Annotated in this window: 11 protein-coding genes and 1 tRNA gene; 4 read left to right on the top strand and 8 right to left on the bottom strand. The window is 69.6% G+C overall.

Going from position 1 to position 18832, the window contains the following annotated elements; genetic code table 11:
• Positions 1 to 44: 44 nt before the first annotated feature.
• Positions 45 to 623 carry a helix-turn-helix domain-containing protein gene (locus HH310_RS17485; RefSeq protein WP_169176629.1) on the top strand — a complete coding sequence of 193 codons (579 nt, stop codon included), beginning with the start codon at positions 45 to 47 and terminating at the stop codon, positions 621 to 623.
• A 100-nt stretch (positions 624 to 723) separates the two neighbouring features.
• Here HH310_RS17485 and HH310_RS17480 read toward each other — a convergent pair whose 3' ends face one another.
• The 6 genes from HH310_RS17480 to HH310_RS17455 all read right to left on the bottom strand — a co-directional run bounded on the left by HH310_RS17480 (position 724) and on the right by HH310_RS17455 (position 13042).
• A complete protein-coding gene (locus HH310_RS17480) occupies positions 724 to 1134 on the bottom strand; it encodes an NUDIX hydrolase (protein WP_169176628.1) in 411 nt (136 codons plus the stop codon).
• Between the two features lie 1203 nt (positions 1135 to 2337).
• Positions 2338 to 2409: transfer RNA gene (locus HH310_RS17475), tRNA-Val, on the bottom strand.
• Between the two features lie 16 nt (positions 2410 to 2425).
• Complete coding sequence (locus HH310_RS17470) at positions 2426 to 2899, bottom strand: peroxiredoxin (protein ID WP_169176627.1); 474 nt, start codon at positions 2897 to 2899, stop codon at positions 2426 to 2428.
• 67 nt (positions 2900 to 2966) lie between these two features.
• Positions 2967 to 3398 (bottom strand): DUF3052 domain-containing protein, encoded by a 432-nt coding sequence (locus tag HH310_RS17465; protein WP_169176626.1) that lies wholly within the window; start codon positions 3396 to 3398, stop codon positions 2967 to 2969.
• 98 nt (positions 3399 to 3496) lie between these two features.
• Positions 3497 to 5752: a thiamine pyrophosphate-dependent enzyme gene (locus HH310_RS17460; protein ID WP_169176625.1), complete on the bottom strand. Its 2256-nt coding sequence runs from the start codon at positions 5750 to 5752 to the stop codon at positions 3497 to 3499.
• Positions 5753 to 5878: 126 nt separating this feature from the next.
• On the bottom strand, positions 5879 to 13042 hold the full coding sequence (locus HH310_RS17455) for a fibronectin type III domain-containing protein (protein ID WP_169176624.1): 7164 nt from the start codon (positions 13040 to 13042) through the stop codon (positions 5879 to 5881).
• Positions 13043 to 13176: 134 nt separating this feature from the next.
• On the opposite strand from HH310_RS17455, the gene HH310_RS17450 reads away from it, so the two are divergent.
• Positions 13177 to 13581, top strand: coding sequence for a YjbQ family protein (locus HH310_RS17450; protein WP_169176623.1), 405 nt, complete (start codon positions 13177 to 13179; stop codon positions 13579 to 13581).
• 134 nt (positions 13582 to 13715) lie between these two features.
• Positions 13716 to 16454 (top strand): pyruvate dehydrogenase (acetyl-transferring), homodimeric type, encoded by a 2739-nt coding sequence (aceE, locus tag HH310_RS17445; protein WP_169176622.1) that lies wholly within the window; start codon positions 13716 to 13718, stop codon positions 16452 to 16454.
• Here aceE and HH310_RS17440 read toward each other — a convergent pair.
• Positions 16451 to 16777 carry a metalloregulator ArsR/SmtB family transcription factor gene (locus tag HH310_RS17440; RefSeq protein ID WP_312034160.1) on the bottom strand — a complete coding sequence of 109 codons (327 nt, stop codon included), beginning with the start codon at positions 16775 to 16777 and terminating at the stop codon, positions 16451 to 16453. The two genes, aceE and HH310_RS17440, sit on opposite strands and share 4 nt — an antisense overlap.
• 13 nt (positions 16778 to 16790) lie before the next feature.
• Positions 16791 to 17324, bottom strand: a complete 534-nt coding sequence (locus HH310_RS17435; protein ID WP_169176620.1) for a dihydrofolate reductase family protein — start codon at positions 17322 to 17324, stop codon at positions 16791 to 16793.
• Positions 17325 to 17576: 252 nt separating this feature from the next.
• On the opposite strand from HH310_RS17435, the gene HH310_RS17430 reads away from it, so the two are divergent.
• A complete protein-coding gene (locus HH310_RS17430; protein WP_169176619.1) occupies positions 17577 to 18821 on the top strand; it encodes an MFS transporter in 1245 nt (414 codons plus the stop codon).
• The last annotated feature ends 11 nt before the right edge of the window (positions 18822 to 18832 follow it).

The following is an 18832-nucleotide window of genomic DNA, read 5'->3' as shown; positions in this document are numbered from 1 at the left end:
CCGATGGTGGACACCGTTAGCCGATTTGGGGAAACATATTTGCCATGACGGCAAACGAGGACGTGCTGCGCGAGGTCGGCCCGCGCCTGCGCACGCTGCGCCGCAAGGCCGGGATCACGCTCACCGCCCTGGCCGAGTCCACCGGCATCTCGGTGAGCACGCTGTCGCGCCTCGAGTCCGGCCAGCGCCGCGCGACGCTGGAGTTGCTGCTGCCACTCGCCCGGGCGTACCGGGTACCGCTCGACGAATTGGTCGGCGCCCCGGAAACGGGCGATCCCCGCGTCTATGCGCGCCCCATGCAGGCGTACGGCCAAACAATTATCCCGCTCACCCGCCAGCCCGGCGGCCCGCAGGCTTTCAAACATCTGATCCCCGCCGGAGAACGCCAGACCCCCGACCCGAAAACGCACGAGGGCTACGAATGGCTTTACGTCCTCAGCGGCCGCCTGCGCCTGCTCCTGGGCGAGCACGACCTGGTCCTGCCACCGGGCGAGGCCGCGGAATTCGACACCCGACTCCCGCATTGGTTCGGCAGCGCCGAGGGCGGCCCGGTCGAATTCCTGTCCATTTTCGACCGCCAGGGCGCGCGCATTCACGTGCGGGCAAGACCCAAGAAATCGTAGATGTACGCGCGTAGGAAAAGCCCCCGGCCCCGCGCCCGGCTGAGTGCAACAACATCTCCTCACGCCCGACCGGGCTGTCCCGCCCGGCAATCCTCGGATGTCACCGGAGATTGGCGTCCAGATACGCCCGAACGGCTTCATGAAACGGGAACCGAATAAATTCCGCGAGCCCCGCCCGCCCGCACCACGCGACTTCCGCGATCTCGTCAAGGTCCCCCACGTGGGCGATTCCGTCCACGACGTCGCAGGCCGCATAGACAACGGTCCGGCCGGTGCCGGGATGAATTCGCCGCCCAAGCAGACCGGTAGCCCGCACCGAAAGCCCGGCCTCCTCCCGCGTCTCCCGCTCCGCGGCCTCCTCACCACTCTCCCCGGCCTCCACTTCCCCGCCGGGAAACTGCCAGACCAGGCCCCCTTCACCGACCCGCCGCCGAACGAGCAGCACCCGCCCGTCCTTGACAATGACCGCGGCCACCACCTCCGGCCGCTCGTCAGCACCGGACTCGTTCACTCACCACCTCCACCCGCCTGCGTCAAGCCACCCCGCGATGCCGATACCGGGCCGCGCCTCTCAGAAGCGGCGGAACGCGGTCGCCGCGGACGTCGGCATGATGCTCCCGTAAGTGGCCATTCACCGTCGATGATGCCCGAGGCGGCGAGCTGGTGCGTGCGATCCGGTCGGACAACCAAATTCAGCGGCAAGCGAGCGCGATTCCCACCTCGCAGCGCGGCGGCCGGACTCGCAGCGCGCCGGCAGAGGCGCATTGCCATGCGACGGACGCCAGCCGGGCATGGTCAACAGGCACCCGCCACCGCGCGAGGCTCATATGGTGGGACCTCTGCTCGTTATGCGGGACGGGCGACCACATTGTGGCATCGTGTCCACCATTCGGGATTCCAGTCCACAGTAGATAGTCTTTCCTTCGTCTTTGCGCCCTTTATCCCGCAGCTTTCCGCGCGTTTAGTAGACCTTGGAGATTTATGGCTCGCATATGGGCGTAGGTCTCCAAGGTCACAAGAAAGTCCAGGATGTGGTTACGTTCGCCGCATAGTGGGATTGATGGACGAGGCGCGCGTCGACTTGGAGACAATGTGCGGCGCATTGGTAATCTCGGCGGCCGAGTCGGCAATGACCACACCGTTGTTGTCGCTGGGTCGATTGCAGGATGCCGCTGCCGCCGCGGAGGCGCGACCCGCGCGACATCGGGATCGGCCGCAACAGGCTCGGAACGATGTGGCGGCGGCGGGCCGACGGCGTCAGCTGGCGGTGGGCCGGCCGTGCGGGCCCACGCGAGGCGTCCACAATCGGTGGGTAAGCACCGGCACAGACTCGCCCAGCTTCCTTCGGGCTCCTCTTCGACAGCCTGCCGGTGCTCGGCGATCCACTGGTCGACGTCTTTGATCAGCCAGACCTGGATGTTGCCGGGCAGGGTGTCGAAGGGCTCGGGAAAGTTACGGATGAGAACGACGGCGTGCGACGTCGGCCTCGGACACCCGGCATCGTGAAATCGGTGGCACGAATAAGCGAGAGGTCTACCGCAAGCGAAGCGGGTGTTGAACCCACGGCGCGACGGTGGTGTTTGCGCCCCGCAGAGCGACGTGGCATCTCCGCGGGACCACCGCACCGCGGGGTTTCAGGGGGCTCGGCCCCCTGAGCAGATATGACGCGAGGCCCCGGTGAGCGCATTCCGCGAACAGGGAGGCCCGACTCGCGTGGGCGCGGCAGGTTTCGAACCTGCGACCCCTCGCTTGTAAGGCGAGTGCTCTCCCACTGAGCTACGCGCCCGGCATGACCGGAGCCGTCATATTACCTTGCCGGTAATTTCGTCGATCGCCCGCTGCCAGGCGGTCTGGTCGCGGGCCGCGCCGGGGTCTGCCAGCTCGGCGAAGCGGACAATTCCGGCTCGGTCCACGAGGAAGGTGCCGCGGCCAGCGACGCCCTTGGTGCGGTCGAGTACGCCGTAGTCGGACGCGACCGAGCCGTGCGGCCAGAAGTCGGCCAGCAGCGGGAAGTCGAAGCCCTCCTGCAGGGCCCACACCTTGTGGCTGTACGCCGAGTCGACGCTCACCGCGAGCACCTGCACGTCGTCGTTCTGGTAGTACGCCAGCGCCGACTGGACCGCGGTGAGCTCGCCGAGACAGGTCCCGGTGAACGTCGACGGGTAGAAGACCAGCAGGACGGCTTTGCGACCGTGGAACTGGGACAGGCGTACGTCCTGATTATTCTGGTCTTTTAGGGTGAAATCGGGTGCTTTGGCACCGATTGCTAACACCATGGGGCACACCTTAACCGGGTCGGCGCCCCCTGCTGGGCGCCGACCGGGCAAAAGCACGGCCAGTGAGCTACTTCTTCTTCGCACCCCTGGGAGAGACCAGCCTGGCCCCGGTCCAGTCCTTGCCGGCGTTGAGAGTCGAGGTCTGCTGCAGGCCCGCCGTGGGGGCGGACTCGCTTACCTCGCTCGGTTCGACGTGGCCGTCACGTCCGGCCTTCGGGGTCAGCAGCCACACCACGCCGTTGTCGGCGAGGGGGCCAAGGGCATCGGTGAGCAGTTCGAACAAGTCACCGTCGCCGTCGCGGTACCACAGCAGCACCGCGTCGACCACCTCATCGGTGTCCTCGTCAACCAAATCACCGACGCGTTCGGTCAGGGCCTCACGGAGATCTTCGTCGACGTCGTCGTCGTAGCCCATCTCCATGACCACCATGTTCGGCTCGAAGCCGAACCGGTCCGCCAGGCTGCGTACGCCGTCGGCCTGACCAGCGGTCGCGCTCACTGTCTAAGTCCTCCTAGCCGAGAAATCGCATGAAAACCTGGGGGTAGTCCACACACTTGCGCGCGCCTGCGCAAGTGGCGCACCGGGTGTGTGGCAATTTACCGCGCCAGCAGGGCGTGGGCACCCTGTGTGATGGCATCCTCCCCTACGAGCACCTGCTGTGCGGCCGGACCCAGCGGAATCAGCGAGTCAGCGGACGCGATTCGCCTCGCGGCGCCCACAAAACCGCCATCCACCAGGGCGGCGAGCACTCCTTCGCCGACCCCGCCGGAGCGCCGGGTCTCGTCGACGATCAGCACGCGGCCGGTGGCGGACGCCTCACGGACCAGGTCGGCGATGGGGAGTGGGCTGAGCCACCGCAGGTCCACTACTCGGGATCCGTAGCCGTCCTGAGCCAGTCGGGCGGCCACCCGCAGCGACATCCGCAGCCCGTTGCCGTAGGTGAGGATGGTCAGGTCGCCGGCGTTGCCCACCGGGTACGTCCGGGCGCGGCCGACCGGCACGTGACCGGAGGTCCAGTCGGACGGGCCGGCGTAGGGCGCGAGCCACTCGTTGTCGCCCTGCTCGTAGAGGTCGCGCTGGTGGTAGAGCGCGATCGGCTCGAGGAAGACGCAGACCGTGCCGTCCGCGGCGGCCGACGCGAGGCAGGTGCGCAGCATCGGGGCGGCGTCGGACGGGCGGGACGGCACGGCCACGACCAGGCCGGGGATGTCGCGCAGCACGGCCACCGAGTTGTCGTTGTGGAAGTGGCCGCCGAAGGCCTGCTGGTACGCGAGACCGGCGATCCGCACCACCATCGGGTTCCGGTACGCGCCCGAGGAGAAGAACGACAGCGTCGCCGCCTCGCCGCGCAGCTGGTCCTCGGCGTTGTGCAGGTACGCCAGGTACTGGATCTCCGGCACCGGCAGCAGGCCGTCCAGTCCGGTGCCCAGGGCCAGTCCGAGGATCGAGGTCTCGTCCAGCAGCGTGTCGAAGACCCGCTCGGCGCCGAAGCGCTCCTGGAGCTTCTTCGTGACCCCGTACACGCCGCCCTTGCGCGCCACGTCCTCGCCGAACACCAGCATGCCGGGGGTGGCGACGAGCGCGTCGGTGAGTGTCGCGTTGATCGTCTGCGCCAGGGTGAGCGGGCCGCCCTGTTCCGGTGGCCGGCCGCCGAACGCCTGTCGCCGGGTGGCCGCGAGCGGACCGAGCGCCCGGGTGGCCGACTCGGTGATCTCGTGGGAGACGCGCAGCGGGCGGCGCGGGCCGAGCGGCGCGACGATGTCGGCGACCGAGTTGAGCTTGGGCTCGCCGAGCACCTCCTCGGCCACCTTGCGGACCTGCCAGCCGATCTCGTCGTAGCGGCCGATCACCTCGTCGGGGGTGAACAGGCCGGCCTCGACGAGGAGGCGGGCGGTCCCGACCAGCGGATCCCGGGACAGGTCGTGGTCGATCTCGGCGGCCGTCCGGTACGCCGTCTCGGCGTCGGCCCCGGCGTGGCCCATGAGCCGCACGGTGGACAGGTGCAGCACGGCGGGCTTGCGTTCGCGACGCACGTACCCGGCGGCCTCGACCGCGGCGTCGTAGGTGGCGGCGAGGTCGCAGCCGTCAGCGGACGTGTAGCGCAGGCCGGGGCGGGACTGCAGCGCCGCGGCGGTCCAGCCGTCCGGCGACGGGACGCTGATCCCCAGGCCGTTGTCCTCGCAGACGAGCAGCAGCGGGAGGCGTACCTCGGAATGGTCGAACCAACCGGCGGTGTTCAGCGCGGCGACCGCGGCGGCGTGGTTGACCGAGGCATCACCGAACGAGGCGATCGCGATGGCGTCGCGCGGCCAGCGCTCCTCCAGCTTGGCGGGGCGAGGGCGAGCCAGCGAGTACGCCAACCCGACCGCACGTGGCAGGTGAGAGGCCACGGTCGAGGTGGTCGGGACGATGTTCAGCTCGGCACTTCCGAAGACTTTGTGCCGGCCGCCCGCGATCGGCTCCCGCGCCGACGCCACGACGCCGCGCAGCACGTCCCGGGCCGCGTCGGTGGTGCTCTTGGCCCGGGCACAGAAGAACGCCGCGGACCGGTAGTGCAGCAGTGCCGGGTCGGTGGGCAGCGCGGCGGCGGCAACCGCGGCATTGCCCTCGTGGCCGGACGATCCGATCGTGTAGAAGCCCTCGTTGAAGCTGCGCAACCAACGCGCGGCCAGGTCGAGGTGCCGGCTGGCCAGTTGTGCGTCGAACAGCTCGAGGGCGCGTGCGCCGGTGAGCGCCGAGCCGTCGCGGACGGCATCGTCGGGCGCGCGGCGGGTGCCGGGCGCGGTCAGCGCCGACACCGCGTCGCGGAATCGCTCGTCGAGGTTCTGCGGGGTGGTCACCTGACCCAGCATCCCGGACCGAGGCCAGCCCTGCCACGTCAGAAATCAGCGAAGATCCGCGCCGGGTGTCTGACGTGGAGCGAAACGCGACGGGCCGGACGGCTTTCGCCGTCCGGCCCGTCATGGGATGACGAGTGGTCAGGTCGCGTTGACCGTGAAGGCCACCTTCGAGTAGCGCAGCGTCGAGCCGGTGGGCGGCAGCCCACCCGCGATCAGCGTCTTCGCGCCGGTGGTGGTGCCCGCCGGGATCGTCACATCCAGGACGAAATTGCCCTTGTCGTCCGTGGTGGCGGTGCCCAGCTTGACCAGCGGGGTGTAAAGCCCCAACGCAACCTCCGTGTACGGGGCGTACCCGTTACCGGAGACGGTCACCGTGCTGCCGATCTTGCCCGAAGTGGACGAGACGGTCAGCGTGCCGGTGGCGGTCGGCGCCGTCGACCCCAGGGTGGGCGCGAGCGCGAGCAGGGACCTGCCCGTGACCGCCTCACTGGGCGCCGACGTGACGCCCGAGACGGTGCCGTTCGCCACCACGGACACCGGGTAGAGGCCCGGCGTGACGTTGGAGATGGTGCACGTCGTGGCCGTGCTGGAGCCGTTGCACGTCTGCGGCGTCGTGCCGCCGGTGCTGGCCACGAAGCTGCTCACCGGCTCGGTGCCGGCCCCGGCCGTCCACTTCACCACCAGCGACTTGACGCCCGAGGCGACCGACACGTTCACCGGCGTGCTCGGAGCCGCCCGCGGGGTGACCGGCACCGCCGTGCTGGGCGCCGAGTAACCACTCGCGGACCGTCCGATGGCGACCACCGTGACCGAGTACGCCGTCCCGTTGGTCAGGCCGTCGACGGTGCAGGTGAGGGCGGTGCCCTCGGTCAGGCAGGTGCGGCTGCCGGTCGTGCTCACCGCGGTGACCTCGTACCGGGCCACGGCGGAACCGGTCGTCGGTGCCTTCCAGCTGACCACGGCACTCTTGTCGCGAGCCACGGCCGTCACCTCGGCCGGGCTGCCGGGGGCGCCGGCGGTGGGCCGGACCCGGGCCGAGGGCTCGCTGGCCGCCGACTCGACGCCGTTGGTACCCACGGCGACCACCGTGACCGCGTACGTGGTCAGGTTGGTCAGCCCGGAGATCACGCACTCGGTGCTGTCGGCGGTGGTCGTCATGCAGGTCCGGCCGCCGGTGCTGGTCCGCGCCACGTAGTGGTCGACCGGACCCTCCGACGCGGTCCACGACACCGCGATCTGCCCGTTGCCCGCGGCCACCGCCACGTCGGTCGGTGCCGCCGGCGCACCCGGCGTGATCGCCGCGGTCGCCGGGCTGAACGCCGAGTCGCCGACAACGCTCGCGCCGAGCGCCTTGACCCGGAACGTGTAGCCGGTCTTCGGATCCAGACCCGACACCAGACAGGACCTCATCGTCGCCTCGGCCGAACACTTGAACTGGCCCGGCGAGGACTCCACCGCGTAGCCGGCGACGTCGCCGCCCGCGGCCGGCGCCTGCCAGCTCACCAGCACACCGTCACCGGTCAGCGCGGCCGTCACCTGCTCGGGCACGCCGGGAGCACCCGGCGTCACGGCCTCGGACGGATCACTCGGCGTCACGCGGCCGGCCGCACCGGTGGCGACCACCGTGAAGGTGTATGACGTGCCGCTGGCCAGACGATCGAACACGCAGGAGTTCGCGAGCACGTCGGTGCACCGGACCGGGGCGCTGAGCCTTGGGCTGGAGACCACCGTGTAGCCGGTCACCGGGCCGCCGCCGGCCGGCGCGTCCCAGCTGACCGTCACCGCGTTCGGGCCGGTCAGGTCCACCGCGGGCGTCCCGGGCTTACCCGGGCTGCCGGTGACGACCTCGGCGGTCGGCGCGCTGAACGACGAGTCGACGCCCGACGCGCCCACGGCCTTGACGCGGAACCGGTAGGCGGTCTTCGGATCCACCGTCACCGTGCAGGAGCTGACCTCCGCCGGCTCGGTACAACCGAGGGCACCCGGCATCGACTCGACGACGTAACCGGCGACCGGACCACCCCGCGAAGGCGGCTGCCAGCTCACCAGAACCTGCGTCTCAGTGTCGGTCGGCGTGGCCGTCACCCGTTCCGGCATGCCGGGCGCGAGCGGGATGGTGATGCTCGCCGACGGCTCGCTCGGAGTCGAACGTCCGGCCGAGCCGGCCGCGGTCACCGTGAAGGTGTACGACACTCCGCTGGTCAGCCGGTCGAACACGCACGACAACGCGAGTGTGCCGGTGCATCGGGCCGGGGCGCTGACGTCCGGGTTGGCGGTCACCGAGTAACCCGTCACCGGGCCGCTCGCCGCGGTCCACGTCACCTTCACCCCGGTCGAGCCGGCCAGCTCCACCGCGGGCGTACCGGGCTTACCCGGGCCGCCGGTGATGATCGCGGCGCTGCGCTCGCTCACCGCGGTACCGGCGGGACCGGTCGCGGTGACCGTGAACGTGTACGTCTCGGTCGGCATCACTCCGCTGAAGTCACAGGTGACAGCGGTGACGCCGGTACAGGCCGCCGACGTGATCGCAACGTCCGGTGCCCCGGCGGTGTACCCCCGGACGGTGTAGCCCGTGACCTGGCCGCCGCTGGGCGCGGTCCAGCTCACCCGGACCTTGGTGTCGTCGCCGGTGACCATTGCCGCGGTCACCCGCCCCGGCCTGCCGGGCAGACCCGGGACGATGGCCACCGACGGATCGCTCGCCGCCGTGCGGCCCGCCGAGCCGGCCGCGACCACCGTGAAGGTGTACGACGTGCCGCTGGCCAGCCGGTCGAAGACACAGGACAGCGCGAGCGTGCCGGTGCATCGGGCCGGGGCGCTGAGGTCCGGGCTGGAGGTCACCGAGTAGCCCGTGACCGGGCCCCCACTGGTCGGACCGGTCCACGTGACGCGCACGGCGTCCGGGCCGGCCAGCTCCACCGCCGGCGTACCGGGCTTACCCGGGCCGGCCATGATGACCGCGGCACTGCGCTCACCCGCCGCGCTGCCGCCCGGACCGTTCGCCGTCACCGCGAAGGTGTACGTCTCGGTCGCGAGCAGCCCACCGAAGTCACACGTGAGACCGGTGACGTTGGTGCACGGCGTGGAGCTGACCGCGACCTGCGGTGCGCTGACCGTGTACGCCGTAGCGGTGTAGCTCGTGATCTTGCTGCCACCGGTCGGCGCGGTCCAGGTGATGCGGGCCGTGTTGTCCGCGATGGGCTGGGCGGTCGGCGCCGCCGGAGCGGTCGGCCGGTTCGGGACGACCGGTTGGGTCGCATCCGAATCGGAGTCGCCGGCCTCGTTGGTGGCGCGGACCGTGAACGAGTACGACGCGACCGTCGTGAGGCCGGTGAACACACACGACTTCAAGGCGTTCGCGAGTACGGTGCAGGCCGCCGGCAACGTTCCACCGTCCGGCGACGTGGCCGTCACCCGCCAGCCGGTGGTGACGTCGGCACCGGCCGGCTGATCCCAGGTCACCGTCACCTTGCCCGGCGAGGTGTTGTCCGGCGCCACGACGACGTTGGCCGGCTTCGCGGGCGTGTTCGGGATGAAGGTCTCGGCAGCGGACGCCTCGGAGTCACCGGACGGGTTGATCGCCTTGACCTTGAACGTGTACTGCTTGGTCACGTCGAGCGAGGACAGCGCGCAGGTCGTCTGCCCGGCCGCCTTCGTGCAGGTCGTCGGCGTCCCGCCGCCGGCCGGTGTGGCCGTGACCAGGTAGCTCACCGGGACCCCGAGATCGGTCGGCTCGCTCCAGGACACCGTGGCGTTGCCGGCCCCGGTGACCCGCGCCGCGGTCACGCCGGTGGGCAGGCCGGGCTTGTTCGGCTTGATCGCCGTGGTGGCGGCGGCGTCGGTGCCGCCGGACGGGTTGAACGCGCGCACCACGAACGTGTAGGACTTGGTCACGTCCAGGCCTTCGAACGTGCAGGACAGCGGCGTGCCGGGGGTCCAGTTGCAGGCCGCCGGCGGCGTCGAGGCATCCGTGGCGGCCGGCGTCACGGTGTACGACAGGGCCGGACCGAGATCCGTCGGCGCGGTCCAGGTGACGACCGCCTTGCCCGGCACATTCCCCAGCACCGCCTGTACGCCCGTGGGAGCGCCCGCGAGGTTCGGCACGATGGTCGACGTCGTGGTGGCGTCGACACCACCGGCCGCGTTCACCGCACGGACCTTGAACGTGTACGCCGCGCTCGTGGTCATGCCGGTGAGCGTGCAGGTCTTCGTCGCGTTGCCGGCCACGCTGCAGGGGGTCGGCGTCGCCGCTCCCCCGGTCAGCGACGAGGCCGACACCTCGTAGGTCGTCACCGCGGCGCTCGCGGCGGCCGGCGCGTCCCAGGTCACCGTCGCGTTGCCCGGCGTGGGCTCGAGGGTCACCACGAGGTTCGTCGCCGCGCCCGGAGCGTTCGGCACGATCGACGAGGTGGTGGCCGCGGTCGACGGACCGGCCGCGTTGGTCGCCCGCACCTCGAACGTGTAGGTCGCGCTCGTGGTCAGGCCGCTGAACGTGCAGCTCTTCGTCGCGTTCGCGGCTTTCGTACACTCCGCCGGGGTCGAGGCACCCGCGACGGGCTTCACGGAGTACTCGGTCGGAACGCCACCGGTGACCGGCGCACCCCAGGTCACCGTGACCGATCCGGGCGTCGAGGCAACCAGCGCCGCCTGGACCGTCGTCGGCACACCGGGCGCCGCCAGGATGATCGGATCGGTCGGGCCGAAGTCGTCACCGCCGGCATCGTTGCTGGCGGCAACGGTGAAGGTGTACGCGACGTCGGACCGGAGGCCGGTGAGCGTGCAGGTCGTGGTCGGCGCCGCTATCGACGCGCACGTGCCGGGAATCTGCTCGGAAGCGGTGTTGCTTCCGGTGACGGAGTACGTCGTCGCGGTTCCACCGGTCGAGGCTGCGGTCCACGAGACGATCACCTTGCCCGCCTCATTGCCGAGCGCGACGTTCACATCGGTGGGTGCGTCGGCCGCGGCCGCCACAACCGGGGCCGTCGCCGGTGCCGGCGTCGAGCCGATGTTGTTCACCGCCGACACCGTGAAGGTGTGCGGCGAGGCGTCCAGGCCGGTGATCACGCATTGGCCGGTTTCCCTCGGGGCCACGTTGGTGCAGGAGCTGGAAGCCACCACGTAGTGTTCGACAGCACCGCCGGTGATCGACTTCGTCCAGTTCACCGTCACCTCACCGTCGTCGGTGACGGTGGCCGTCACGTTCTGCGGCGCACCCGGCGCTGCCGAGACGACCGCACCGGTCGGCGCGGCGGACGTGCCACCGAGCAGATTCTGTGCCCGCACCGTGAAGGTGTACGACTTGGTCGGATCGAGGCCGGTGATGGCGCACGGCGAGCTGGTGCAAGCCGCCTGCGTGCTGCCGTCCGACGAGGTGGCCGTGACCACGTACCGTCCGGGCGTCGGTCCACTCCCCGGGGCCGACCAGGTCACTGTCGCATCGCCGGCGCTGCCACCGAGCGCGGCCGCGACACTTGTCGGCGCATTCGGGACCTGGGTGCCGACCGCGGTTACGTCGTTGTGGCCGGCGGTGTTGGCCGCCTGCACGGTGAAGGTGTGCACCTTCGTGGTGTCCAGACCGGTGAAGAGGCAGCTCAACGTCGCCGCGGAAAGCGCGCTGCAACCGGTCGTGATCGCGGATCCACCGGCCGGCGTGGCGGTCGCGGTGTAGCTCGCGACCGTTCCCCCGCTGTTCGGCGCGGTCCAGGTCACGTTGGCCTCGCCCGAGTTGCCGGTCAGCGCCACGGCCGGCGTCTGCGGCGCCCCGGGGGCGTCCGCCACGATCGAGTTGCTCGCGGCCGACGTCGCCGTGCCGAGGTCGCCGACCGCCGTCACCGTGAAGGTGTACGACGTATTGGTGGACAGCCCGGTGATCTCACACGTCGGGGTGGTCAGGTTGAATCCACACCCCGCGGACTTCGTGCCGACGTTCGTGCCCCCTGCCGGGGTGGCCGTCACGTTGTAGAAGACGACCGGACCGCCCCCGCTTGCCGCCGGCCAGTTCAGCGTCACCTTGCCCGGCGCGTTGCCGAGCGTGGCCGTGGGCGTACCGGGAATCGCCGGCAGCTGCGAGACGATCTCGTCGCTCCAGGCCGACTCCACCGTTCCGGCGCCGTTGGTCGCCGTCACCTTGAACTTGTACTTCTTGCCGTTCTGCAGGCCGCTGTAGTCGCAACTGGTGACGCCGGCGCCGACCCCGGTGCAGTCGGTCAGCGACGTCCCGCCGTCGGTCGCCTGCGAGACCACCGAGTAGGTGGCCGGGGTGCCGCCCGCGGTGGTGTCGGCCGGATCCCAGCGCACGGTGACCTGACCGGCCTGGGCACCGAGCTCGACGGTCGGCGCGGACAGCGCGGCGATCTTGCCGGGGGTGATCGGGTCGGAAGCGGCGCTGGCCGTCGAGTCTCCCGCGGCGGTGTTCTCGCCCTTCGCGACGACCGTGAACGTGTACGCCGTGTTCGGGTCGAGGCCGGTGGCCGTGCATTCGGTCTCGTCCGGGGCCGCCGTGCAGCCCTTCCCACCGGTACCGCTCACCGTGTATCCGGAAAGGGTCTGTCCGCCGCCCGGCTTCGCGAACGACACCGTCACGGCGGTGTTCGAGACGCGCGCGACGCTCGGCTTGGCCGGCTGGTGCGGCGGACCCGCGGTCTTCGCGGCCGAGGCCGGCCCGGCCGGCGAGGTACCGGTGGTCCCGGTGCTGTTCGAGACGCCGATCGCGGTCACCCGGAACGTGTACGCCGTGTCCACCGTGAGCGTCTCGTAGTCACAGGTCTTCACCGTCACGAGCGCGGCGCATGTTCCGGTCAGCCCGTCGGCCGGGGTCGCGGTGAGCTTGTACGAGCCGATCCCGGCGCCGGGGTCGTTGTCGGTCCAGGTCAGCCGCATCTTGGTCGGGCTGTCCTGGAACACGACGGTGGGCACGCTGGGCGCGGCCGGCGGTCCGGCCTTGACCGCCGCCGCGGCCGCGGTGGGTGCCGAGCAGTCAGCGCTGTTCGCGGGGCAGGCGACCACGCCCACGGTGATCGGCGTATTCGCCGCCACCGGGGTGATGTTGCAGGTCAGGGTGGCGGAGCTGCAGGACTCGCCGGTGCTGGCGGTCGCCGTGTAGGCGGTCACCGGGCTGGCGGGGTTGACCGGTGCGGTCCATTCGACCTTGATCATCCGTCGGCCGGGCGTCAGCGTGACGCTGGCCGGCGACGAGATCGGGTCGGCGGCGGCCGGCAAAGGATTCGCCAGGACCGTGCCCGCGGACAGCATCACGGTCGCGGCCGCCAGCGCCCATCTGGAGAAACTCCGCCCTGCTCGCACTCCGAACACCCCCGCGTGTGGTTGTTTTACACCCCACACAAGGTAGCTATTTTGGGGGTAAATGAGGGTGAAACGGGTTAATAGGGCTTCACCCAGGTAGGGGTACGTGCTAGAGCGGCTGGCAGACTCGGCCCATGCGCACTGAAGTGATCACCGTCCGGACCGGTTCGAGCCCCGTCGTACGGGATATCACCGCCGAGGCCGGCCGCTTCGTCGAGTCCGAAGGGGACGGCCTGCTGCACGTCTTCGTCCCGCACGCGACGGCCGGGCTGGCGATCATCGAGACCGGCGCCGGCTCGGACACCGATCTGCTCGCGGCGATCAACGAGCTGCTGCCGGCCGAGGACAGGTGGCGGCACCGGCACGGATCGACGGGACACGGCCGCGATCACGTCCTGCCGGCCTGGATTGCCCCGTACGCCTCACTCCCCGTCATCGGCGGCCGGATAGCACTCGGCACCTGGCAGTCGATCTGCCTGGTGGACACGAACGGCGACAACCCGACCCGCACGGTACGGTTCTCGTTCCTGCCCGCCTGAAAGTTACCGGGGAGTACCTGGACCACGAGGGGTAGGCGTGACGGCGCCCACCGCGAGGGGGCACGATAGACCTACCTCCGAGCGGCTCACACAATGAGACGCCCGGCCCCCACCACCGACCAAGAGGATTGCCTGTGGCTACGGAGCGCAAGCGCCCGGTGATCAGCGATGGCCTGCCGAGCCGGCTACCGGACATCGACCCCGAGGAAACTAACGAGTGGGTCGAGTCGCTCGACGGAGTCATCGACGAACGCGGCACGAAGAGGGCCCGTTACGTTATGTTGCGCCTGCTCGAGCGGGCCCGTGAGCGGCAGGTCGGCGTCCCCCCGTTGACCTCCACGGACTACATCAACACGATCCCGCCCGAGGACGAGCCCTGGTTCCCCGGTGACGAGTTCGTGGAGCGGCGCATCCGCGCGTACATCCGGTGGAACGCGGCCATGCTGGTGCACCGCGCCCAGCGCCCGGAGATCGGGGTCGGCGGCCACATCTCCACGTATGCCTCGAGCGCCAGCCTCTACGAGGTCGGCATGAACCACTTCTTCCGGGGCAAGGACCACCCGGGTGGTGGCGACCAGATCTTCTATCAGGGCCACGCCTCCCCGGGTATGTACGCACGGGCGTACCTGGAAGGCCGGTTGAGCGCCGACAAGCTGGACGGCTTCCGGCAGGAGCTGTCGCACCCGGGTGGCGGTCTGCCGTCGTACCCGCACCCCAGGCTGATGTCGAACTTCTGGGAGTTCCCGACGGTCAGCATGGGTCTCGGCCCGCTGCAGGCGATCTACCAGGCGCGCTTCAACCGGTACATGCAGAACCGCGGCATCAAGGACACCAGCCAGCAGCACGTCTGGGCGTTCCTCGGCGACGGCGAGATGGACGAGGTCGAGTCGATCGGCGCGATCGGCCTGGCCGCGCGCGAGGAACTCGACAACCTGACCTTCGTCATCAACTGCAACCTGCAGCGACTCGACGGCCCGGTACGCGGCAACGGCAAGATCATCCAGGAGCTGGAGTCGCGGTTCCGCGGCGCCGGCTGGAACGTGATCAAGGTGATCTGGGGCCGGGAGTGGGACCCGCTGCTCGCGGCGGACACCGATGGCGCGCTCGTCAACCTGATGAATGTGACGCCCGACGGTGACTACCAGACGTACAAGGGCGAATCCGGGGCGTACGTCCGGGAGAACTTCTTCGGTCGTGACCCGCGCACCCGCAAGATGGTGGACGGGCTGAGCGACGACGAGGTCTGGAACCTCAAGCGCGGCGGCCACGACTACCGCAAGCTGTACGCGGCGTACAAGGCGGCCACCGAGCACACCGGCCAGCCCACCGTGATCCTCGCGAAGACGATCAAGGGCTGGACGCTGGGCTCGCACTTCGAGGCCCGCAACGCGACGCACCAGATGAAGAAGCTGACTCTGGACGACCTCAAGGGCTTCCGGGACCGCCTCTACCTGGACATCAGCGACAAACAGCTCGAGGAGAACCCGTACCTTCCCCCGTACTACCACCCGGGGAAGGACTCCGAGGAGATCCAGTACATGCTGGAGCGCCGTCGTGAGCTGGGCGGATTCATTCCGTCGAGGCGTACCAAGGGCAAGGTTCTGCAGATCCCCGAGCCCAAGGTGTTCGGCGACGTCAAGCGCGGCAGCGGCAAGCAGAAGGTGGCCACCACGATGGCCTTCGTGCGGCTGCTCAAGGACCTCATGAAGGACAAGGAGTTCGGGGCCCGCTGGGTGCCGATCATCCCGGACGAGGCCCGCACCTTCGGCATGGACTCGCTGTTCCCGACCAAGAAGATCTACTCGCCGTTCGGTCAGACCTACACGTCGGTGGACCGGGAGCTCTTCCTGTCGTACAAGGAAGCGATCAACGGCCAGATCCTGCACGAGGGCATCAACGAGGCCGGGTCGACGGCGAGCTTCATCGCGGCCGGCACCTCGTACGCCACGCACGACGAGCCGATGATCCCGCTGTACATCTTCTATTCGATGTTCGGCTTCCAGCGCACCGCCGACGAGCTGTGGGCGGCGGCCGACCAGATGACCCGGGGCTTCCTGCTGGGCGCCACCGCGGGCCGCACCACGCTCAACGGCGAGGGCCTGCAGCACGAGGACGGGCACTCGCTGCTCATCGCGGCGACCAACCCGGCGGTCGCGTCGTACGACCCGGCGTTCGCGTTCGAGATCGCGCACATCGTGGAGAGCGGCCTGCACCGCATGTACGGCGAGAAGCAGGAGAACATCTTCTACTACCTGACGGTCTACAACGAGCCGATCGTGCAGCCGGCCGAGCCCGAGGGTGTCGACGTCGAGGGCATCGTCAAGGGCATCTACCGGTACGCCCCGGCACCGCAGACCACCGGGCCGAAAGCGCAGATCCTGGCGTCCGGCACGGGCATGCAGTGGGCGCTGAAGGCTCAGCAGCTGCTGGCGCAGGACTGGGGCGTGGGTGCGGACGTCTGGTCGGTGACCTCGTGGACCGAGCTGCGCCGCGACGCGGTCGAGGCCGAGGAGCACAACCTGATGAACCCGGGTGACGAGCTCCGCAAGCCGTACGTGCAGCGCAAGCTCGAGGGCACCGAGGGCCCGGTCGTCGCGGTCAGCGACTTCATGCGGGCGGTCCCCGACCTGATCGCCCGCTGGGTGCCGAACGACTACACCTCGCTGGGCACCGACGGCTTCGGCATGAGCGACACCCGGCACGCCCTGCGCCGGCACTTCCACGTGGACGCCGAGTCGGTCGCCGTGGCGACGCTGCGCCAGCTCGCGCTACGCGGCAAAGTACCGTCGCACGTACCGGGCGAGGCCGCCAAGAAGTACGCGATCGACGACGTCAACGCCGCGCCCGTGGGCGAGACCGGCGGCGACAGCTAGTCCTTCATGAGGGCTTTGAGGTGAGCGTCCAGCTTGTCGAAGGAGCCCTCCCAGAAGCGGCGGTAGTGGCTCATCCACTCGGTGGCCTCGCGCAGCGGCTCGGCCTCCAGCTTGCAGGGCCGCCACTGCGCCTCCCGGCCGCGGGAGATGAGCCCGGCCCGCTCCAGCACCTTGAGGTGCTTGGAGACGGCCGGGAGCGTCATGTCGAACGGTCCGGCGATCTCGTTGACGGTCGCCGGGCCCTCGGCCAGGCGGGCCAGAATCGCCCGCCGGGTCGGATCAGCGAGCGCCGCGAAGATGACGCTCAGCTGATCGGTGGCCACGGGCGACATGGTGTCAGGCCGGGACGTAGGTCAGCACCTCGACACCGGTCTTTGTGCGCCACGCATCAGTGAGCGACAGCGCGATCTTCGTACCGTCCTCCCACAGCTTCTGCCCCTCGCCCTGCACCACGGGGTAGACCATGATCCGGTACTCGTCGATGAGGTTGTGCCGCGTCAGGTAGTTGACCAGCACCCCGCTGCCGTTGATCAGCAGGTTGCCGGGCTCGGCCTTCAGCGCCCGCACCGCGTCGGCGACCTCGCCCCGCATGAAGATCGCGTTCCACTCCGGCTCGGTGAGCGTGGTGGTGGCGACGTGTTTGGGCATCGAGTTCATCTTGACGCCGAAGTGACCGGTCTCCGCCTCCATCTTCGGCCAGGCCTCCTTGAAGCCCTCGTAGGTCTTGCGGCCGAGCAGCAGCGCGTCCGCCTCGCGCAGGTTCGCGTCCTGCCAGTTGCCGAGCTCTTCGTTGAAGTACGGGCCGCTCCACATCGGCTCCTCCATGACGCCGTCGAGGGTCGTGTACTCCACCGCAACGATCTTGCCCATGTCCCTGACTCCCTCATGTTTTACCAACTGGTTAATTAGCTAGTTGGTAAACTACGGCGCCCGATGACGCGTGTCAATGACGGTCGGAAAAGTCGGTTTCACGGATGGGCGCCGATCCGGAGAGGGTGACACTCCGGTGACTTTGCGACTACTTTTCGTTAGCTTCCGAAGTGGAACTTCCCCTGGAGACGAAGATCCCCTAGCCTCCGAGGAAATTTCGCGTTTGCATTTGTAACATTGCGAGGAGGCTCGATGGCCGTCGTGGAGCGCCGCGTCGCCGCCCTCGCCGAGCCCGTGGTGCCGGTTCGTCGCTCGTGGATCGGGCTGCTGTTCGCCGCCAATCTCGGCCTGTGGATGGCCTTCTTCACGCCCATCCAGGTGCTGCTGCCCGAGCAGATCGACGACCTCGTGCCCAGCGGCAAGGAGACATGGCTCGGCGTCGTGACCGGCATCGGCGCCCTGGTCGCGATCATGGTGAACCCGATCGCCGGCGCGCTCAGCGACCGCACCCGCCCGCACGCCTTCGGCCGCAGCTTCGGCCGCCGGCACGTCTGGACGATCGGCGGCGGCGTCCTCGCGGCGATCTCGCTGTTCGGGCTCGCGGGCGCACCCAGCCTGCTCACGGTCACGCTCTGGTGGGCCGGCGCGCAGGTCGGGCTGAACATCATGCTGGCCACGCTGACCGCGGCGGTCCCGGACCGGGTGCCGGTCGCGCAGCGGGGACTGGTGTCCGGCTGGATCGGCATGCCGCAGGCGCTGGGCCTGGTGCTCGGGGCCATCCTGGTCACCGCGGTGGTCACCACCACTGGCCCCGGGTACTCGATCATGGCGGTCGGGCTGGTCCTGCTGGTCGCGCCGTTCGTGCTGCTCACGCCCGACGATCCGCTGGGCGAGGGCGCGATCAGGCGTACCGAATGGAAGCTGGACCTGCGCGGCCACCCGGACTTCGCCTGGGCCTTCGGCACCCGCTTCCTGGTGATGCTCGGCAACGCGCTGGGCACGCTCTACCTGCTGTACTTCCTGCAGGACGCGGTGAAACTGGACGATCCGGACACCGGCCTGCTGTACATGATCCTGATCTACACGGTCGGCATGATCGGGACGGCGACGCTCGGCGGCTATCTCTCCGACCGCCTCGGCCGCCGCAAGATCTTCGTGATCTGGTCCGGTGGGTTGATCACCTTGGCGGCGCTGCTGCTGGCGATCTTCCCGACCTGGCCGGTGTCGATCGTGTCGGCGTTCCTGTTCGGCGCCGGCTTCGGCGTCTACCTGGCCGTCGACACCGCGTTGATCACCCAGGTGCTGCCGAAGGCCACCGACCGCGCCAAGGACCTGGGCGTCATCAACATCGCGACGGCCGCGCCGCAGGTGCTGGGCCCGGTCCTGGCCGCCCCGATCGTGACCCACCTGGGCGGTTATCCGGCCCTGTTCACGCTCACCGGCGTGGTCACCCTGCTCGGAGCCGTCATGGTGGTGAAAATCCGCTCGGTGCGCTAGGTAGTCTTGTC

It is taken from the genome of Actinoplanes sp. TBRC 11911 (assembly GCF_012933445.1).
GTDB lineage: Bacteria > Actinomycetota > Actinomycetes > Mycobacteriales > Micromonosporaceae > Actinoplanes.
Note: the sequence above shows the minus strand (reverse complement) of the source record. Positions and strands in the feature narration are given on the sequence as shown.